22 protein-coding genes are annotated in these 17,495 nt (G+C 58.0%); 11 read left to right on the top strand and 11 right to left on the bottom strand.

Annotated elements, in window-relative coordinates; all coding sequences use genetic code 11:
* Nucleotides 1–195 precede the first annotated feature (195 nt).
* Entirely contained in the window at nt 196–1,122 is a 927-nt protein-coding gene (locus ACQPXH_RS24065) for an SEC-C metal-binding domain-containing protein (RefSeq protein ID WP_433598758.1), read from the top strand.
* Between the two features lie 50 nt (nt 1,123–1,172).
* On the opposite strand, the gene ACQPXH_RS24060 is transcribed toward ACQPXH_RS24065, so the two are convergent.
* The 3 genes from ACQPXH_RS24060 to ACQPXH_RS24050 form a co-directional block, all read right to left on the bottom strand.
* Nucleotides 1,173–1,688 (bottom strand): hypothetical protein, encoded by a 516-nt coding sequence (locus tag ACQPXH_RS24060; RefSeq protein ID WP_433598757.1) that lies wholly within the window; start codon nt 1,686–1,688, stop codon nt 1,173–1,175.
* 787 nt (nt 1,689–2,475) lie between these two features.
* Nucleotides 2,476–2,688 carry a hypothetical protein gene (locus ACQPXH_RS24055; protein ID WP_433598756.1) on the bottom strand — a complete coding sequence of 71 codons (213 nt, stop codon included), beginning with the start codon at nt 2,686–2,688 and terminating at the stop codon, nt 2,476–2,478.
* 46 nt (nt 2,689–2,734) lie between these two features.
* Entirely contained in the window at nt 2,735–3,205 is a 471-nt protein-coding gene (locus ACQPXH_RS24050) for a hypothetical protein (protein ID WP_433598755.1), read from the bottom strand.
* A gap of 83 nt (nt 3,206–3,288) precedes the next feature.
* Between ACQPXH_RS24050 and ACQPXH_RS24045 the strand changes: the two genes are divergently transcribed.
* Nucleotides 3,289–3,690, top strand: coding sequence for a hypothetical protein (locus tag ACQPXH_RS24045; protein WP_433598754.1), 402 nt, complete (start codon nt 3,289–3,291; stop codon nt 3,688–3,690).
* Nucleotides 3,691–3,704: 14 nt separating this feature from the next.
* Here ACQPXH_RS24045 and ACQPXH_RS24040 read toward each other — a convergent pair whose 3' ends face one another.
* From ACQPXH_RS24040 to ACQPXH_RS24030, 3 genes are all read right to left on the bottom strand, one after another.
* Nucleotides 3,705–4,307, bottom strand: a complete 603-nt coding sequence (locus tag ACQPXH_RS24040) for a hypothetical protein (RefSeq protein ID WP_433598753.1) — start codon at nt 4,305–4,307, stop codon at nt 3,705–3,707.
* A gap of 246 nt (nt 4,308–4,553) precedes the next feature.
* The gene (locus tag ACQPXH_RS24035; protein WP_433598752.1) at nt 4,554–5,558 is read right to left on the bottom strand and encodes a hypothetical protein; all 1,005 of its coding nucleotides are present in this window, start codon (nt 5,556–5,558) and stop codon (nt 4,554–4,556) included.
* Between the two features lie 252 nt (nt 5,559–5,810).
* Nucleotides 5,811–6,128, bottom strand: a complete 318-nt coding sequence (locus tag ACQPXH_RS24030) for a hypothetical protein (RefSeq protein WP_433598751.1) — start codon at nt 6,126–6,128, stop codon at nt 5,811–5,813.
* A 322-nt stretch (nt 6,129–6,450) separates the two neighbouring features.
* On the opposite strand from ACQPXH_RS24030, the gene ACQPXH_RS24025 reads away from it, so the two are divergent.
* Together ACQPXH_RS24025 and ACQPXH_RS24020 are read left to right on the top strand one after the other, a co-directional pair.
* Entirely contained in the window at nt 6,451–6,882 is a 432-nt protein-coding gene (locus ACQPXH_RS24025) for a hypothetical protein (protein ID WP_433598750.1), read from the top strand.
* A gap of 406 nt (nt 6,883–7,288) precedes the next feature.
* The gene (locus tag ACQPXH_RS24020; RefSeq protein WP_433598749.1) at nt 7,289–7,765 is read left to right on the top strand and encodes a hypothetical protein; all 477 of its coding nucleotides are present in this window, start codon (nt 7,289–7,291) and stop codon (nt 7,763–7,765) included.
* A 26-nt stretch (nt 7,766–7,791) separates the two neighbouring features.
* Here the strand turns inward: ACQPXH_RS24020 and ACQPXH_RS24015 are convergent, their stop codons facing one another.
* The 4 genes from ACQPXH_RS24015 to ACQPXH_RS24000 all read right to left on the bottom strand — a co-directional run bounded on the left by ACQPXH_RS24015 (nt 7,792) and on the right by ACQPXH_RS24000 (nt 11,745).
* A complete protein-coding gene (locus tag ACQPXH_RS24015) occupies nt 7,792–9,015 on the bottom strand; it encodes an L-histidine N(alpha)-methyltransferase (RefSeq protein WP_433598748.1) in 1,224 nt (407 codons plus the stop codon).
* Nucleotides 9,016–9,162: 147 nt separating this feature from the next.
* The gene (locus ACQPXH_RS24010; RefSeq protein ID WP_433598747.1) at nt 9,163–9,627 is read right to left on the bottom strand and encodes an NUDIX hydrolase; all 465 of its coding nucleotides are present in this window, start codon (nt 9,625–9,627) and stop codon (nt 9,163–9,165) included.
* An 8-nt stretch (nt 9,628–9,635) separates the two neighbouring features.
* Entirely contained in the window at nt 9,636–11,360 is a 1,725-nt protein-coding gene (locus ACQPXH_RS24005; RefSeq protein WP_433598746.1) for a ribonucleotide reductase N-terminal alpha domain-containing protein, read from the bottom strand.
* Nucleotides 11,361–11,472: 112 nt separating this feature from the next.
* Nucleotides 11,473–11,745: a hypothetical protein gene (locus tag ACQPXH_RS24000; protein ID WP_433598745.1), complete on the bottom strand. Its 273-nt coding sequence runs from the start codon at nt 11,743–11,745 to the stop codon at nt 11,473–11,475.
* Nucleotides 11,746–11,992: 247 nt separating this feature from the next.
* Between ACQPXH_RS24000 and ACQPXH_RS23995 the strand changes: the two genes are divergently transcribed.
* The 4 genes from ACQPXH_RS23995 to ACQPXH_RS23980 all read left to right on the top strand — a co-directional run bounded on the left by ACQPXH_RS23995 (nt 11,993) and on the right by ACQPXH_RS23980 (nt 14,610).
* Entirely contained in the window at nt 11,993–12,316 is a 324-nt protein-coding gene (locus ACQPXH_RS23995) for a hypothetical protein (RefSeq protein WP_433598744.1), read from the top strand.
* Nucleotides 12,313–12,852: a DUF6879 family protein gene (locus ACQPXH_RS23990; protein ID WP_433598743.1), complete on the top strand. Its 540-nt coding sequence runs from the start codon at nt 12,313–12,315 to the stop codon at nt 12,850–12,852. The genes ACQPXH_RS23995 and ACQPXH_RS23990 overlap by 4 nt, the downstream gene beginning before the upstream one ends.
* On the top strand, nt 12,849–13,682 hold the full coding sequence (locus tag ACQPXH_RS23985; protein WP_433598742.1) for a helix-turn-helix domain-containing protein: 834 nt from the start codon (nt 12,849–12,851) through the stop codon (nt 13,680–13,682). Before ACQPXH_RS23990 ends, ACQPXH_RS23985 begins: the two co-directional genes overlap by 4 nt.
* A gap of 100 nt (nt 13,683–13,782) precedes the next feature.
* Nucleotides 13,783–14,610 carry a TIGR02391 family protein gene (locus tag ACQPXH_RS23980; RefSeq protein WP_433598741.1) on the top strand — a complete coding sequence of 276 codons (828 nt, stop codon included), beginning with the start codon at nt 13,783–13,785 and terminating at the stop codon, nt 14,608–14,610.
* Between the two features lie 33 nt (nt 14,611–14,643).
* Here ACQPXH_RS23980 and ACQPXH_RS23975 read toward each other — a convergent pair whose 3' ends face one another.
* Nucleotides 14,644–15,885, bottom strand: a complete 1,242-nt coding sequence (locus tag ACQPXH_RS23975; RefSeq protein ID WP_433598740.1) for a helix-turn-helix domain-containing protein — start codon at nt 15,883–15,885, stop codon at nt 14,644–14,646.
* A 334-nt stretch (nt 15,886–16,219) separates the two neighbouring features.
* On the opposite strand from ACQPXH_RS23975, the gene ACQPXH_RS23970 reads away from it, so the two are divergent.
* The 3 genes from ACQPXH_RS23970 to ACQPXH_RS23960 are packed head-to-tail and all read left to right on the top strand — an operon-like array spanning nt 16,220 to nt 17,265.
* Nucleotides 16,220–16,429, top strand: coding sequence for a hypothetical protein (locus tag ACQPXH_RS23970; protein WP_433598739.1), 210 nt, complete (start codon nt 16,220–16,222; stop codon nt 16,427–16,429).
* Between the two features lie 6 nt (nt 16,430–16,435).
* On the top strand, nt 16,436–17,065 hold the full coding sequence (locus ACQPXH_RS23965) for a hypothetical protein (protein ID WP_433598738.1): 630 nt from the start codon (nt 16,436–16,438) through the stop codon (nt 17,063–17,065).
* Nucleotides 17,065–17,265 carry a hypothetical protein gene (locus ACQPXH_RS23960; RefSeq protein WP_433598737.1) on the top strand — a complete coding sequence of 67 codons (201 nt, stop codon included), beginning with the start codon at nt 17,065–17,067 and terminating at the stop codon, nt 17,263–17,265. Before ACQPXH_RS23965 ends, ACQPXH_RS23960 begins: the two co-directional genes overlap by 1 nt.
* Nucleotides 17,266–17,495 lie beyond the last annotated feature (230 nt).

Here is a 17,495-nt window from a genome sequence, read left to right as displayed (position 1 = left end):
TTCCGGTAGTGATCGTGGCGTCGGAATGGACCACCTGCACGGGCCTTCCACGCCGTACTGTCGAAGTATGGTCGTTTCGGTCGAGCTGACTGTCGCCAATTCAGTTGTGTCACACACAAACACGACAAAATAGCGGCCGCACACCTGTTGCGGCCTTCTCGATCGCCACCGATCCGCGGCAACTACAGTGCTGGTGTGAGCAAACGATCGGATGCGACCCTGGCCGCGGAACTCGAAGCCGAACTCGAACTCTATCCCGACCAGCGTGGCGAGATCTTGCTCGAGGCCGCCCAGCACTGGCATCGGGCCGGGGACCACGGCCGCGCCATCGACCTTTTGACCCAAGCCATCGAGACAGGCGGCGAAGACGGCGGCAATGCCCGCGTGGCCTTGGCCGAGGTGTTGTTCGACCTCGGCAGCCACACCGACGCCGACGCCCAGCTCGATGCGTTGCGGCACAGCAGAACCAACTCGCCGGCGCCGTATCACATGGCCGCCGAACTGCTGGAAGAACGCGGTGACCGTCAACAGGCACTGACCTGGTTCAACATGGCGGTCTCCCGGCTCACCGACGAGGAAATGGCCGAGACCGGCACCGAATTCGGGTTCATGTCCTACGCCAACAACATCCTCGCAGGACGGCGACGCATCCGCCAGGCACAGGGCCTACCTCCCGACGAGCTGGACGAAACCGTCCAGGACCTCACCGAACGCATCGACGAACTCGCCCAGACCTGGGCACCACCGCCCACAACACCACACCACGCACGGATCCTGTTCTGGCCTCGCGGCGAGTTCCGCGGCGCACACGAAAAATGGCCAGGAATGATCGAACACACCGACTTCGACACCTTCGCCACCGACCGGGACCGAGCCAACCGCGAACTGGCCGCCTCCGGTATCGCCCACATCACCATGGTGCCGCTGACGGTCGCGAAACTCTTCGAATACACCACCCGGACCGGCACCGATCCCCGCGACTCCGAAACACGTCTGGCCTGCATGAACGAGATCATCGACGAAGGCGACACCATCAGCTGGCCACCCCCACGAAACTCGCCATGCTGGTGCGGATCAACCACCAAATACAAAAAATGCTGCGGCCGCCCCACCACCAGCTGACCCGCTACCCCACCAACCATCACCACAGATCACAAAGTCCGGTTGGAGTGCTAGGCGATGAGCTGGCCGAGGATCGCACCGACCGCACAGCCGATGATGGCGCCCACCAAGAAGAACCAAATCCCGATGAGAATGCCGATAACACAACCGATCATCTCGCCGACCTCTACGACGGCGAAGTTTCCCAGTGCCTGGTGCAGCCCGGGTACGGGGGCCGACGCGGGGGTCAGCGTCAATTCCGTGCCGGTGTTGTCCAGCGCCGGCGTGAGCCTGAATGTCTGCCCGGTCTGGGCCTGCAGCGTCGTCGGAATGGTGCCGACGACGCTGCCGTCGTCCGCGGTCACGGTGACCGCGTCGAGGCCGAGTGTGAATCTGCCGGAGGCAAGCCGTACCAGCGCGCTGGTGTGATCGGCGGCGAGGGCGGTGGTGTAGGCGACGGGACCGGCGTTCGCGCCGACGGTGACGTCCGAGGCCACACCGGCCTGACCATAGGCCATGACGGTGGTTGTGCCGGTGGCCGCGATGGCCAAGGTCGCAGTCGCCAGGAGCTTCTTGATCTTCACCACACTTCCATCCGTTCCGTTTTTCCGACATTCCCAGACGAACGGCACTGAACAGGATCGCTCCCGGCTATCTTCGCGCCCTCGGACAATATCGCATTTCAAAGCAAATCGTTGGCCCACCTAACGCTTCGCAGCTATTTCACCGCAATCATTCGCCGATGCGCGACGGCCCGTCGAGCCGGGCTACCGGCGTGGAATGTCCCCGTGTCGCCCGATCGCCGTTGCTGTCCGGTTTCGGTCGTTTTCGACACGACATCGAAACCCGCCGAAGGAATGCCTTTCGCCCAGCGGTGCTTTCGAAGTATCGAGTAACACCAGCATCTCCGATGTTCGCGCGGGCATGGCTAGCCCGCCGTCGTCGGCGGTGACCAGATGGTCGCTGCTGGGACAGACAATCAGGTTCGGGCGATCCGGCTCAGTTGCGACCGAGGTGGTGCGTGGCAATGCGATTGAACCGGTGTGTCGGCATCACATGTCACCGGTGCTCCATGCTGTACGACCGCTCGGGTTCGCGTAACAAGGTGAGAAGTGTGTCCCTCGGCCCCACGATTCGCGGGCGTAGGCGTCCCATAGGAATAGGTCTCGACGTGGATATTCTTCGGTGGGGCGGGCTAGGCACTACTCTAAAGATGTCGAACAGGGGCGGCGGCTGGCTCGGTTGGTCGAACTGGTCAAGTCGTTGGAGAAACGCCAGGTCAGAGCTACTTCTCTGCCCAGGATCCATAAGTTGGAGCATCGGTTGCCTCCCGCAGTGGGAGAGCAAGTGGCAGCGGCCTACCGGGCAGGAGCTTCAACCGCCGATCTTCGACGCCGGTTTGGACTGAGCCAATCCAGCATCCTGCGGCTTCTGGCCGAGCATGATGTAGAAACACGGCACCAAGGACTGACCGAAGACGATGCCCTCTTGGTAGTAGCCCTCTACCAAGAGGAGTGGACCATGGCGCAGCTGGCCGACAAATTCAATGTCGATAACAGGACGATCCGGCGAACCCTGGTGGCGCATGGGGTCAGGATTCGGTCGAGGTGGGGGTAAGGGGCGGAGCGATGGCTCACCTCAACTGATCAATCCACTTAAAGGTCCCATCGGGATCTTCGTCAATCTTGTCCAGTATGGCCTGCAATGTTCCGCTGAAACCGCCACCGTACAAATTCCATTCACCCTCCCATGGGTCGTCGAGGTTCGCATAGAACAAGTACCAAGCGTGGAGTGGATCGGCCTCCGGATTATAGGCCAGCTGAATCACTGGACGAAATGTCCAAAACTCGGTAGGACTTCCTTCAGGAGCCTCGATCAGGATCGGAATTACATTTTCGTCCCCGGATCTCGCGGCAACAGCGATAGCCTCTTCTTCAGCACTGCTCGGCATATGACTTTCGAAGATCGTAATCGTACTGTCGATTGACCTGGCGATGAGGCTACGGCGGTCTTGATCCGCCTCCGGAACCTTTCCAATGCACCAGCGCTCGACGGTTTCCAGGGCACTCGGTGGGAGAGGTGTGATCTTCTTACGTCTGCTCATAGTTATTCTTAGTTTAGGATAATATCCTCGAATGGGCAAGGCGATAAACTGATACAATCAGAATTGTAAACAGGAGAAATATTGTGAGCAACGATGACGCAGGAGTTCAAAGGCCACCAGCAGCAGTAGAATTAGGTCACGTGAAGGATAGCGCTGTCGAGCGAGTTCTGGTGGTAAATAGCCCAGGTGGCGCTATACGCGCAGATAGCGTGGAAGGTAGTTCGTTCAAAGATATTACGTACATCAACGGTGTGGACAGCGACGATATGACGGCTCTCATTACAGCCGTACAGGGGCTCAACGATCCCGAAGCAACTACTTTGCTGGAACAAGCGTCGGCCAATCCGCAGGATGTAGACGTATGGAAACTGCTTATCACCAAGGTGGGTAAACCGGCAGCCGTAGTCGCCTTGAAGGCCGTGCATGCTGCGGCGGCGCTCGCGACGATCGCAGAATATTGCCAGACTCATGGGATCTCTGTGTAGCAGGTCAGTGGTTGTTACAATCCAAGCCCCACCAGGTAGTTCTCCACATCGCGCTTCTCGCCCAGGTTCGTGGGCCAGTCGTATGAGCCATCAGTAAGCCTCGCCACGACTGCGCTATAAAGCTCGGCGAATGGTTTCTGCCACCGACTCTGTTGTTGCGACACTTCTTTCAGAGCTTCGATGAGTTGGTCTACGAGGACCGTATTTTCGGTAGCCCATTGGGGTCGACCTCTAGTTGCGCCATCTCTGGTGTTTGCGTTAGTCGTCCGATATGGAACATCTCGCCACTCGGTCAGATGGAGCGAATGCACCTCTATCGGGTGTTTCATACTCTCCAGATAGGTCGCCCGACCAGCGCTGATCGATATACTGCTGGAAAATCGCGACAGAACTACGTCCGTTGGCCATGGCGCCTGCTTGGTGTAGAAGTCGATGAGGGAGCGCGCATGAACGTGAATGCTATCTTGAATCATAGTTCCCACTTCAGGGAGCAATAGGTTGGCCTCTTTGATATGCGCACCAGCCGGGCCAGTAACGCTCCAGGCGTAGCCGGCCGTTGCTAAGCATCGGTAATCGTAGATTACGTGCAGGAAGGCGTCTTTGGGGTCTATTGCCACGTTCGTATTATAGCCTCGCTTTAGCCGCCTGCCGAGTCAGCGCTAACGCCTTCTCCTGATACGCCGTATCGGCGAGACCTCGAAGCGTCAGGCGAAGTATCAAGAACGGGAGGAGATAGGTGGGCCGACGAACTCGACCACATTTCCGGCACCGCACTTTTGTCTTGAATCCAGCGCCGACAATCGGAAGCCTGAAGGCACGTTCGATCTTCTCGGGGTACCAAGAAAATGGATGTAAATGCAGCCTCATGCCGCTGCTTCTTCCTCCTGCCGTGGTGTGCGCTTCTTCGGAGCATTGGCAATCACCTGGTCCAGCCATGCCACGAGGGCTATGGCATCTGGATTGTCTTGCAGTGCATCGCGCAAACGGACGAGCAACCCGCTCTTTGCGTAGTTTTGCCACGTCTGGTCGAGACGATTGCCATAGCGTGATGGCACTTCGGTCCAACGCACGCCCTTAGCGAATTTGTAGCGGATACCATCGAGATTTTTCCGTCTCCGGGCAAGCTCGTACTCGTTCAGCGGTCGAAACACGATTCTGCCCGATCGGCTCCCAATCCTCTGCGATCGTAATGCCGCCGCGAGCAGACCCCATTCCTTGTCAGTGAGATCAGATTCGGCCGGACCAAATTGCCACTGCCATGCGGCAAGGAGTTCCGGTGGCGAGAGTACGCGCACCAAGTCATCTGGTGCCAGCGTACGCCGTTGGGATGACGCCAGGATCTTTTGTAGCTCATCGTGATTGCTTGCTTCCGCAACTGCACGCCACTCGGTCATAGTGGAGTGGGACTCCAACCACACGATGGCGTCGGCCGACTCTTCCCCGGAGGGCCAAGTGTCAAGATGGCCGATCAGCTCGCGAAGCGTAGGAACTGAGGCCACCGCGGCGTTGCGCACCTCGAAGGCCACTTCCCATGGTTCCAGTTGGAGCAACTGATCGACTCGTTCGTCAACATCGACGTCAGTAGTGGCACTGTCCTTGGAGCGAAACAACGAAGCCCGAACATCCGCTGGTAGATCATGGAGGAGGTACTGCCTCACTGCTGTGCGGAGTTCATCCGTCCATTCCTGGTAGTCGAGCGTAACCGCTCTACCTTCAGCGTCCTCACCTTCGGCAAAGTTGTACTCGTAGATATTGCCGAACTGGGCATCGAGTGCTTTAGCGAGGAGTTCGTATTTTGGATAGTCGGAGTCCATCACTATTAATTGTGACATGTTTACGACATTAATCAATGGGACGGCTACCGGCATTCTTTGTTCTCCTCCTGCTTACCGTTTTAGCTCCTTCTGAGAGAAACATCAATAGCTATGCTGAAGAATGGGATGTAGTTCTGTCTTCGGAGCAGTGGAACCGGAATGCACGCCGCTGCACCCGGATTCCGTCCGCGTCGATTGAGTCACTGGCTCGGCGGCTGGTGGGCAGTGGACGATTCGTTGCTTCGTCAGGCTCGACGTGCCAAGGTGGAAGCCTTGAGGTAGCAGCAGCTTTCGGGGAGGGAATACCTATGTCAGCTGCGCAACCAAAACCAGGAGTCCACCGACAGATCCCACTTTTGTTGATTCAAACTGCACCATCTCCCCATCTTCGTCGAATCGGCTTACACTCCATCCTTTATGGTTGGCGCGTTCCGACGCGAGTAGATCATTCTTATCGTTAACGAGCAGCCGACCACCATCATCAAGTGGTATTTCGATCGACTCGCAGCCACCGCCAGTGTCGGCGATGCCAGCGTCATAGCCATGCTCCGCGAGTGTGCGCAGTACATCGGCATATTCAATGTCGGCACTGCTGCTTCGCTCAGTCTGGGTTGTCTTATCCATATTGAGTTGTCTCCGTTTACATCCCTGTTGTAACTCCCGTGAGCAGGAACATCAATAGATTTGGTAAAGAATTGGGATGTAATTTAGTCGTCGGAGCGGTGGAACTGGGGGGCGCCGCTGCACCCGGATTCCGTCCGCGTCGATTGAGTCACTGGCTCGGCGGCTGGTGGGCAGTGGACGATTCGTTGCTTCGTCAGGCTCGACGTGCCAAGGTGGAAGCCTTGCAGTAGCAACAGCTTTCGGGGAGGGAATGCTCATGCCGGATACTCGCGGCCATCACGTTGACCTGCACGGCGGTCATCTGGATGCCAACTACACCTTGATGATCGCCCTGCGGGATGTGGTTGGGAACCGGCGGCGACTGTACGCGGGGAACGTCCAGATCGACAGTACCTGCGGCATGATCGACGTTGCCGCGAAAGTAGACCTCGAGGCCACGGACGAGGTGGTCTCGTACTCGCTGCCGTTCTACGCCACACAGGCCGTTCACGACTTCGACACGGTAGCTGGTGATCAGTTCGGCATCGGCCCGATGCTCGTGGTTCCGACTGTCCTGTTCGGCGACACCGGCCTGACGTACGAAACGTCGGGCAAGTTGACCGAGCAGCACATCCCGAATCCGTGGAAGATCTCAAGAGCCGACCGAAGCGTTGTCATACGCGATGCCGTTGGCGGCTACGTCACCAAGGTGGAGAGCTATCGCCACGGGGAGCTGATCGGTGTCCGGTCACTGGTCAGAATCCCTGTGCCGTGACTGCGAACAGCAACGTAAAGCGGAGCGTACGAAAGGGCATTGCGGAGACGAGGAATCGCGCTTCGACCATCCACGAGGGATGGCGTTGAGCACAACAGACCAGGCCGTCACTTCCTCAACCGGCGAAATAACAGCGCCACGTCGACGCGCATTCGCGATTGCCTGCTAGTACCCCGAGCGGTCGATACTGCGGCGAAAGACTCGTCTCCGTATCTAAAAGCGTATACTAACAGTCTTTACTCATGACAATAATCTCTCCTTAAGTTTCTATTCCATATTACTTCTGATTAGAATTTATTGCAAGAAGTAACAGAGGTGTCGTCGACCATGCAAGATCGTCATTTGCAAATGGCGTCATTGTGGCTATAATTATGGTGCATATCTCATTAACGGCAACGAAGGGCCTATGGAAGCATTATCATCACATATCCACAGCATTAGAAAAGTTAGCATTGGATCACTCCAGAAGGCACTTGAACGTCTCACGACGCACCCTGCGCCAGCGGGGGAGATATCCTCCTCCTATTTTAGTGAGGCACTCGGCTGCTCCGCTGATGACGCCCGAGGTCTACTGGAGCTCTGGAGGATATTTGCATTTGTCGACTATAGCGACAATCCAATAAAACGCTGGGTGACTTTCTCCTCATTATCGCCGGCCGATCAACAGAGGCTGCTTCGCGCATTACTGGAGGTAATCTTCAAAGCCCCCGATGGCACAACCGTCGCTACGGCAGCAGAAGAACATCCGGACAGGGAGGATATGATCCTGTGGTTTGCCTCGCACCACGATTTGACGCGAAGCGCGGCTGAGCACGCCGATCAGATCTATCGGACAGTGCAGGCGTTTGTGGATAATCCGGTAGAGACTAAAAGCACGGCCTGAATCCGGCATGAAGAACTGATCTAAGGTTAGCCATGCTTGACGCGCGATACGGTCAGTATGTACTCGTGGTCATCGGTTTGACTCGTGTGAATCGGATAGAAGTCAGCGCTATCAAATTGGCTCATCACATCAGCGGCGGTTTGCTGCGAGTAACGCCATGTCAAGATGGTGTCATCCTTTTCGAGTTCAATGGTTCGTTTACCATCTTTAAAGGTGAACGTAATCGTCAGCGCCACCTTCAGTCGGATGTGTTCAAAGCGTTGTTTGAGATGAGGATCGTATCCTAGTTCTACTGTGTAGAAAGCAGGGTCGATGTTGAGCAAATCTACAACCAGACCGTGGATTGCTGCCAGTCGTTTTCTCTCCGGCTGTAGGTCGAAGTCGAAATAGTGTCGCGTTGATTGTGTGTCCAGCTTTGCGCTATGTATCAACAGATCGTTGATGCCCATGCTGTCGTGAATTGTCTTGAACCCGCTATCCGGTGTGCGCATGTTGGAGAGTGTTCCACCAAGAAGCAGGACGAGATTTAGGGTATCTTTGGCATCTTCCTTGGTATGTTCGCGGATGAGCAGATCAGTAAAGCGATCCTGAGTGATGTCAAGCTTGTGGCCCTCGAACCTGACTTGATCACCAAACCATTCCTGAATGTTGCGTCGGGCTATTTCGAGGATGTCAGGGCTGATATCCAACGCGATGTAGCGTCCGAGTTTGCGCTCTTCGAGAAGATGTTTAAGGAACTCTTTTACTGGCTGAGCGTTACCGACTCCGATATCAATTACATTGATCTGTTTGTATTGGACAAACAAGCTGTCGAGATATCCTTGATTAGCCCTCAGTAGGTTGATTGTACTATTGACAATATTGGGAGTGTCATCTGCGACAAGTCGGTCGGTATACTCGTCCCAGTATCCCGCGCCACCCTGGAAGTAGTTGTACTGCCTTGGTATTTCATGATGGATCTCGAGGCTTGTGACGATATCGTATACTTGCGCCTCAGTGTATATGGAATAAAACTTAGATTTCGGTTCAACAGACTTGACGGCTCTCGTGTTGCGATATTTCCGCCCCTTCTCGATGAGCCGCCAGATTATCGAGGTGTTCTGAGGCGTATTGGCAATGTAGTACCTGTTGCCCTCTTTGTATAGAGTTAGGTCAAGTTTGCCAAGTTTCGTTGCACTGATCCAGTTATGCACGGTCTTTAGAGAAACGTGGTACTTCGTGGCGAGTTCGTCGTGTTTAAAATAGAGCATAGATAGTTCAAGTATAAGCTGGGCTGATGCCTGTTGCGCCTAACCGCATTTACATATTATTGCTATAAATAGATAATAATAACGAGCCTAAAAAGTCAACACCTGCATCAGGACGCGCGTGGGTCACGGCCCCTACATGCATGCTGGCTACAGCTTCGTGAGCCCCTGGATCCGCTTGACCAACTCACCAATTTCAGTCGCCCAACGGACCGCCTCGGGAATCGTCTGGATCATCGGCCCGAAAGAATCCAGCTTATCCTTCGGAACCCACACGTAATCCGAGTACTCCTCGTTCAGCTCGATCTCCCCGCCTTCGTACTCGGCATAGAAGTGCGGCAAGATCATGTTGTTGCCGTCCTTCTTTCGAAAGAGCACGTTGTACGACACATCTTCCGCAATCAGTACGATAGCGCTCGTACCAATCTCCTCCTCCTTTTCGCGGCGGATGGCATCGAGGATGCTGCCATCGGTTGTTTCCATCTTTCCGCCGATGAGGGAATACACACCATCGTAGTCGGCTTCGCCCTTGCGGCGCGCGAGAAGTACGCTATCCGTTGCCGGGTCGATCACGACCAGCTTTTGGCAGTATTGAAAGTGGGTGGTGTCGCTCATATCGCTCCTCATCGTGTCAGTTGACGCAATTTCCTGGGCTGTGCCTTACGCGAGCCGTCGACGTAGACAGTCACACCACTCATGTTGGCTTTGTAGCCCGCGCAGTATACTCCGCGCACGTCGTCTGCCGTCGAACCGAGTGGTAGGTTGATCGTCTTCGAGATAGCTTCATCGGTGTAGCGCTGCAGGGCAGACGCCATACCAATATGCCCGGCAGGGCTTATGTCAGACGCGGAGGCCAGAATCTCGCTGACCGGTTGTGAATGGGTGGCAGAGTCCGAATAGATTGACTCGCCGTAGTTTGCTTGTACGACCCGCTCCAAAGCAGCAAGCACCTCCTCATTCGCCGAAAAGGTGTCGAAATGGGGTTCGATACCTGTAGAGGCGTCGATAATCAGAGCACTCCGGCCGGTTGGCGGAAGCGCGATTGTCGACACATTGCGAAGCATGCCAGTCGACGCAATATGCCTAGACAGTTTGCACCACTCATCGGCTGCCACCGTGCCTGAGGTCAGGTGCCCATACAGCCTCTCGATATGCCCAGGCGTTTCCGTATGCCGGTTCCCTATAACCATCGTATGCATCGCCCCAAACGGCCCGCGCTCCTCAGCAAGACGCACCGATTCCTCTTTGGAGGTGAAGTTTACGAAGGACAGCACATCCGCCATCAAGGTTCGGGCCATGTCAGAGTCATACGGAAGACCAGTAACACTGAGCGCGTCCGCAACCCCACAGAGGCCAATGCCCATCTTGCGTTTCTGCTGCGAGACATGTTTTCGACGAGTGCCGCCGAGCTTCCCTTGGCTGATCTCAAGACAGTTATCCAAAGCGCGCGTCAGCAGCACCGTTGTTTGCGCGAGCCTCGTGAAGTGGATAATCGCCCGCCCCGCGGTGTCGGTGGTGACGAACTTCCGGACGTTGATGTAGCCGAATTGGCATGTCTCGCCAGCAATCAGTCCGACCTCGGCGCACGGGGCAGTCGTCGTGTATGCGCCCATTGCGGGAATAGGGTTGCGTGCGTTCATTCGATCGAGGAATACAAGGCCGGGGTCGGCACAGAGGGTTGCAGCGCCACAAATCTCATCAAAGAGGTGACGGGGATCAACCTGCCGCCCATCGTCTAGTTCGATGCCGTGCCCTGCCTCGACCGCCTCCATAAAAGCACCGTCGATGTTGACCGAAATGTTGAACTTCCAATCGGTTCCGTCCGACGATGCATCGACCTTGGCGTTGATGAACTCATAAATCTTCGGATGCCGGACGCTCAGAACCGCCATGTTGCCCACCGGCCGATCTTCTCGCCCATTGCTGGCACTTTCAAAGGCAACCTTGTTGAGAAACTGGAGCGTAGCCACCGGATCGTCGGTCTCATCAAGATTGAAGCCGGTACCCATGCCTTGCTCGTGCAGCCTGATGATCTCTTCCCTGAGTCGCCTTGAACTGACCGGATCGAAATCGACGGTCGGTACGGTGCACGCTGTGAGGGGCCTATCTATGTAACGGCCCGCATTCGTCATGACCGGCGTACTCATGACAATTTCTCTGCTACAGAGCGCCGATTCAAACGCCTCGGCAAACTGCGCTCCTGCCTTCTGACCCGAGAACTCAATCTCCTGGCGAGCCAAAGCCTTGGTGACGCGCTGCACCATCGTTGCGGCTGTCTCATCGGCGTCAATAATTCTTCCCGTTCGCAGGACATGCTCTGCCCGCGCCGACGGTACAAAGTGAGACATAGACGGCCCTTTTCGATTGTATGAGCTATTTTTTGAGGTCTATGAAGCCGGACGGCAGCAGCCCAGACGGCGTATCCAGATCGTCCAGGCAATGTGCTGAATTATCGGTAATTCACTCGTGGGGAAGGCCGGTCGGAACATCCGCGTGCCAGCGCTGAAGCCTTGTTGCGCCTGCGGCGAATTCTTCGATGCTGCCGACTACTCGGGCTTCGGCGAGGTCGATGCCGAACGTGTCAGCAGTGGCGCCGGTGAGCGCAGTGATCATCGTCTTCGCCGTCAGCGCGATGGCCTTCTTGTCATCGACCGGCGTCCAGCGATCAACGGCCGGCACGTGGACTAGCCATCGGCTGCCGCAGCAGTGCACCTTGACCAGGTACTGGCGCAACGCGATTCACTCCCCTCGCTCCCGTGGTAGGGCAGCTCGGCACCAGGGGGTGACCCGCTGCGGTGATGTCCGGAGCGGGCTTTCATCTGGTGCCGAGCGCCTGCTCATCGACGCTAGAGCGGCACGCTTGCTGGCTGCCACGCTTTTGCTCGGATTTGCTTCCGGCATGCCTGGACCATTGACCGACCGTCCCGCGACAAGCCACGATGACGATGTTCGAGCAAATCCACGCATCATGAGATCAAGGATGGTCGCCATGCGTTTACGATGCCTCGGTGTCGGTAGTCAAAACGGCACGTGCCCAACGCTTTTCGCTTCCGACACGGGAACGTATGTCATCCAGGGGTGGCGCACCGGCCCGGACGGCTCCGTGATCGAGATACCCCACATGCTGCTGGGCTTCTTGGAGCCGGGTACCTGCCTCGGCACACCGCTGACCGATACCGGACGGGGCACTTTCACCCTGATCGGCAAACCGGTCACCGACCCGGAAACCCTGCAGCAGATGAACCTCCCCGACCACGAAACCGCCATTGAAGTGCCGATGGGAAAGGAAATCCGGCCCGTATGAAGCTGATCCAGGGCGAGGAATTCGTCGACCTCTTCCGCGCGGGTGCGTGGAAGAGGGCCTTTCACCTGGAAACCCAGGACGAGTACCTCGTCGCGGACGAGCATGAACCGTTCCGCAAGTTTCTGGCCGGGGAGCCCGACGACTACGAGTGGTGCCGTTCCTGGGATGACCTGATCAAGGAGGTGACGTCGACCGGCAAGCAGGTTCATCGCGTCCGGCTGGTCAGCATTCCGCATGTGGATTACACCCGGTTCGGCCTGACGATCGCCCCGCTGAATATCGCGGCAGGCGAAGAGATCAAGTGGCTGCCTCGGCCTCTGATCGACCCGGCTGAGCTGGCCAGCGATGACTATTGGTTGTTCGATGACCGCCTGGTCGTCTTCGTCACCTTCAAGGAGGATGGTGACTTCGGTGGGTTTGCCGTCACCGAAGATCCGGTGATCGCGGCCCACTGCGTCGCTGTTCGTGACAAAGTGTGGGGCCTCGGTGTCCCGCACGCTGACTATGTGGAGAGCGACTACGCTGCTGCCAAGTGACCAGCTCCAGCGTTCGTGATGCCAGAGAGGCGTTAGGCGCCCGTCTCCGGGAGCTGCGCAAAGACGCGGGCCTCTCTGGCGTCCAGCTGGCCGAGCTGGCGGGGTGGCATTCTTCGAAGGTATCGAAGATCGAGAGCGGCAAGCAGGCACCGTCCGAGGCTGACATCCGGATCTGGTGCCGCCACTGCAAGGCCAAGCCGCAGGTGCCCGATCTGATCGCCACGCTGCGCAACGTTGAAGCGGCCTATGTCGAATGGAAACGAATCGCCGGCATACGGCGCAAGCAGCAGCAACTGCACGGGCTGGAATCGGAAACACGGCTGACCCGGTGGTTCGAGCCGGTCATCATGCCGGGCCTGCTCCAAACCCCGGAGTACATGCGGGCGATGCTCGGCAAGGTGTCAGCATTCTACGGCCATGATGAACCGGTCGACGAGGGGATCGCTGCTCGAATCGAGCGGCAGCAGGTGCTTCACGGCGGCAACCACCGGTTCAATTTCGTTCTGGCCGAACAGGTTTTGTACACCACAGTGGGATCGGACGACATCATGATCGGCCAGCTTGACTACCTGCTGAGCGTGATGCGCCTGCCGAATGTGGTGGTAAGCGTCATCCCGACCATGTCGGATTACCAGGTGCCGACGACGAACTTCGTCATCTTCGACCGCAGGGTCGCCCACGTCGAAACCATCTCGGCTGAACTGACTATCACGCAACCGCGGGAATTAGTGCTCTACGAGCAGGTATTCCAAACGCTCCTCGGGCAGGCGGTGATCGGTGAAGCTGCTCGGGTGCTGATTGGGAAGGCGATGGGACGGCGGCAACCGTAAGGACGCACCTGCGACTCAGCGCGACGTAAGATCAGTCTGCTTTGCTGAAGAGGTTGAGATGCGCACGTAGACAGGCGTGCTGGCGACGTGGGGAGCTTCCGTGGCGATACGTGAATACGATTCCAGTGCACGACTTCCGCACAACCACCATCAGAACTGGCCATTGATGGAGGAGCTTGAGCGGGAGATGGATCGTGTTACGGCTCAATGGCCTAGCGTCGTGCCAGAAGTCCAGATCGAAGGCATCAATCAACTCGATGACCGCTATAGTTCACTGCTGGACACCAGAATTGGGCTAGCCGACGATGTGCGTGACGTCACCCAAGTGACGATGACCCGATTCTCACGAAATGACGATGACGGGTCCGAATGGTACCTGTCGATCCATTTATGCAAGCATCGCACCGACACGTCGCGGATATACGTATGCGGCCCGGTACAGGCTACCTGCGATTCAATAGTCCGGCGGCTTCAGGAATACATCCTTAAACTCATCAACTACCCCACAAGCGGAGCCACGTCCGGCCCAAGCACTATAGAGAGCAGGCTTCAGCATCTCCATCCAGCCATCAAGGCAGGCGCTATTTCCAGGCTTCGTAACGGCCACGGTGATGACGCGCTTGAGGAAGCGTGCAAGAGCGTTGGAGCCCGGCTCCGCCAGCTGAGCGGCCTCGTCGACCAAGACGGTGCCATCCTTGTTGGAGAAACACTGGGGCGCAAGAAGCTAATTGCCCTGAACGAGGGCGTCACGCAGACGGATATCAGCGAACAAGAGGGGTACATGTTTCTCGGCATGGCGCTGTTCCGCGCTGGGCGCAACCCTCGCGCTCACAGACCAGCCGATCCCGAGTTCGACCAGGACGAGATCGTCGAATGGCTCCACATCGCGAGTGTCATGCATCGAGCACTCGATCGGGCCAAGCTCTGAAAAATCCTGGCACCTGATAGTTTCCGGCTGCCTCTACGAGGCGTACTCCGCCCGCAATCCCAAAAACTCCCGAACTTCGGGCACCGCCGTATGCGGCCGGATGTCCTTTACGATGCCGTCAAGGGTGGCCTGCAGCCGCGTCGACGCCAGACTGTTGATCTGATCGAAATGGTCGGTCAGTAGCTGACAGCCTTCGGAAATCTCTCCGGCCTGGATGAAATTCTCGGCCAACTTGATGCGCCAGCCGACATTCTCCCGTGGCCACGATGCTGTGCCATCAACCGCCGCTTGCAGATAGCCGGTCGCCGTGCGGTGGTCACCGATCCGCATGTACGCCCAGCCGGTCATACCGGTGAGTGCCGCTGGCGGGAGGTACACCCAGTCCGGATCATAACCACGGCTCGACTCAAACGCGCGGTGGGCGCGGCTGATGGCATTCACCATGGCGTTGCTGTTACCTGTGGCGCTGTGTGCTCCCGCTTCGTAGATTGCGCCCACGGCACGCAGCTTCGGTCCGCCGTCCCGGCGGGATGCCGTTTGGGCAGCCTCGGCCAGGTTGACACCCTCCCTGGGGCGCGCGTCCTTCGAGGGCTTCGACGGTGAAAAGCCACCTTGGTAGCTCAGAACGCTGGCGTTGAGCAGAGCGTGTGCCGCCGCAATACCGTTGCCCGCGGCCGTGGCGGTTTGCGCTGCTTCCGCGTAATACCGTCGTGCCTGATCCAAGTGGCCCGCGTCAAAGTGCACCCAACCCGCGGCGGTCATCATCTCAGCGGCGGCGCTGGTCAAGGCGCGGCCCACTTCGTCGGTGTAGGTGCCATTGTCCAGCAGCTGCCCGACGTAGCGCACTTCATTGGCTGCTACCCGGCAAAGCCGGTCACCGCCAACGATCAGGTCAAGTTCGTGAATTTGGCTGGTACTTGCATTGATCTCAGCCACATCAGCAGCCCCAACCCGCACGCTACCGGTTGATGATGCTGCGGCATCGGCCTGTCCCGCGGCGCCGGTGGTCATGTTGGCTCCAGCACCGAAGGCGCTGGCTCGTAGGAAGTTGCGACGGTTCACATCCGCCTCCTCGTCAGACTCCACTACCAGTATGGCAAGTGGAACGTGGAGCGCCCTCGCCACTCGGCGTAGTACCCGCACATCGTGCACCGCAGCACCGCCATGTTCAAGCTGTGAAATGGCGGGCTGGGTATAGCCGAGAATGGCTCCCAGTTCGGTCTGCGTCATACCCAGGGACTTGCGGATACGGCGGATGACCTCGCCCGTTTTCATGTGCATCCCGCCGTCTCCGCTCTCTCATGAACGTGCATCTGCAAGAACGATTCAGATATCCGGACCCGTTGCCCGGCAACGCTTTTCGCCCCTTGAAGGCACCTTATACGGTTTCAGTTATTTTTCAGAAGCTTCGGCTATTTGCGCCGGTCAACGGCCTTTAGGGCGGCTTACGGTCGGGACCGGTACCCGGTACCGGGGTGACGCCTTTACCCCCTCGGAAGGCGTATCGGCCCCTGGACGGCCTGGGGTTCGGTAGCAAACGCCCCCGGTGCCGGGTACCACCGCCTCGGCCTCACCGGCCGGGGAAGCCCGAACCGGAAGAGGATCCGCCATGCATTCGCTCGCCATCCACCAGCTAAGCGTGCTCATCGAACAGGAAGATCACCAGGCGCCGACAGAACCGTTCAGCATCGGCCAAGCCCACCAGATTATGCGGTTCCACGTCGCCTGCCGGGCGAAGCGCTGCCCGAGAAAGGCTGCCGCACTTCAGGTGCTGGTCGACGCCGGCCGGGTCGTTGCCTCCACGACCAAACCGCGGTGACCCACCTTGCAGCAGCCACAGCCGAAAGGAAGCCACGTTATGCCGCATGAACGCACCGAACAGGTCGCCTACCGGATACCCCCGAACACACCCGTTGCGATCACGCTTCCGCCGGTAGAAGCGAGACCCGATCACCCGTTGCCGGATGCCGGGCCATTTCTGCGCGTCTTCGCAGGGACGGACGAACCAGGCACGGTGCTGCTGCGCTGCGCACGGGAGTACCTCGGCAACTGGCGGCATGTGTATGAGCATGGCCGCAACCGGGAAGCAGCTGTCGACGAGCACGTCTCGCTGCTGACCTTCCTGATCGACCGTGAAGCAAACGGACACACCAGGGCAATTTCGTTCGAGCCCGGCGCCCCAACCAATCCCAGCTCCTACGGCGAAATGGTGGCGTGGCTGGCCTGGAAGTACCTCCTGGTCTCGCTACGCCACAACCAATCCGCCCACGCCGAATACGATGCGGCACAACTGGTGAGCCACATTGAAGCTTTCGACCAGCTGGTGGTTGACGTACAGGCTGGACGAGTTCGCTTGCCGGAGAAAGCGACCGGTGTCTTTCCGCCGAAGACGATCCGGCCGAGCAGCGCGCAGACTGACACGCCCGATCCGGGCAGTGACCAGGCGGCGCAGTGATGGCCGATCCCGTGGAGCATAAAACCTTCATCCACGCCGATGGCCTGCTGGCCGAGTTCATGTGCCAGGTGCACCTACTGGAACTGACACCGGAACGCGCCAGGGAGCTGCAGGACATCCATCGTGGGCACCATCCAGACGACTGCCTGGTGCACCTGGAGGCAGCCTGCCTGCTGCTGCTCGGCGAGGACGCTTGGTGATGGTGCAGCTGCTTGTCGAGGCTGGCTGCTGATCCGGATGGCTTCGTCCCTCGTCTTTATCCTCTGGCCTGCTTCGGTGTTCTTCACGGCGGTGCTCGGCTTCCGGGTTGGTCGGTGGTGGCAGGGGGTTCAGAAGGAAAACCGCCACACTGTCACGTTCATCCGGCGTCACAGTGACGCTACGGATTCGACTGACGCATCAGGCGACGGCAGCGAGGATAATGGCTCCT

This window comes from Nocardia sp. CA-135953, from assembly GCF_050955735.1.
In the GTDB taxonomy this organism is placed as follows: domain Bacteria; phylum Actinomycetota; class Actinomycetes; order Mycobacteriales; family Mycobacteriaceae; genus Nocardia.
This window is presented reverse-complemented; position numbering and strand designations above follow the sequence as displayed.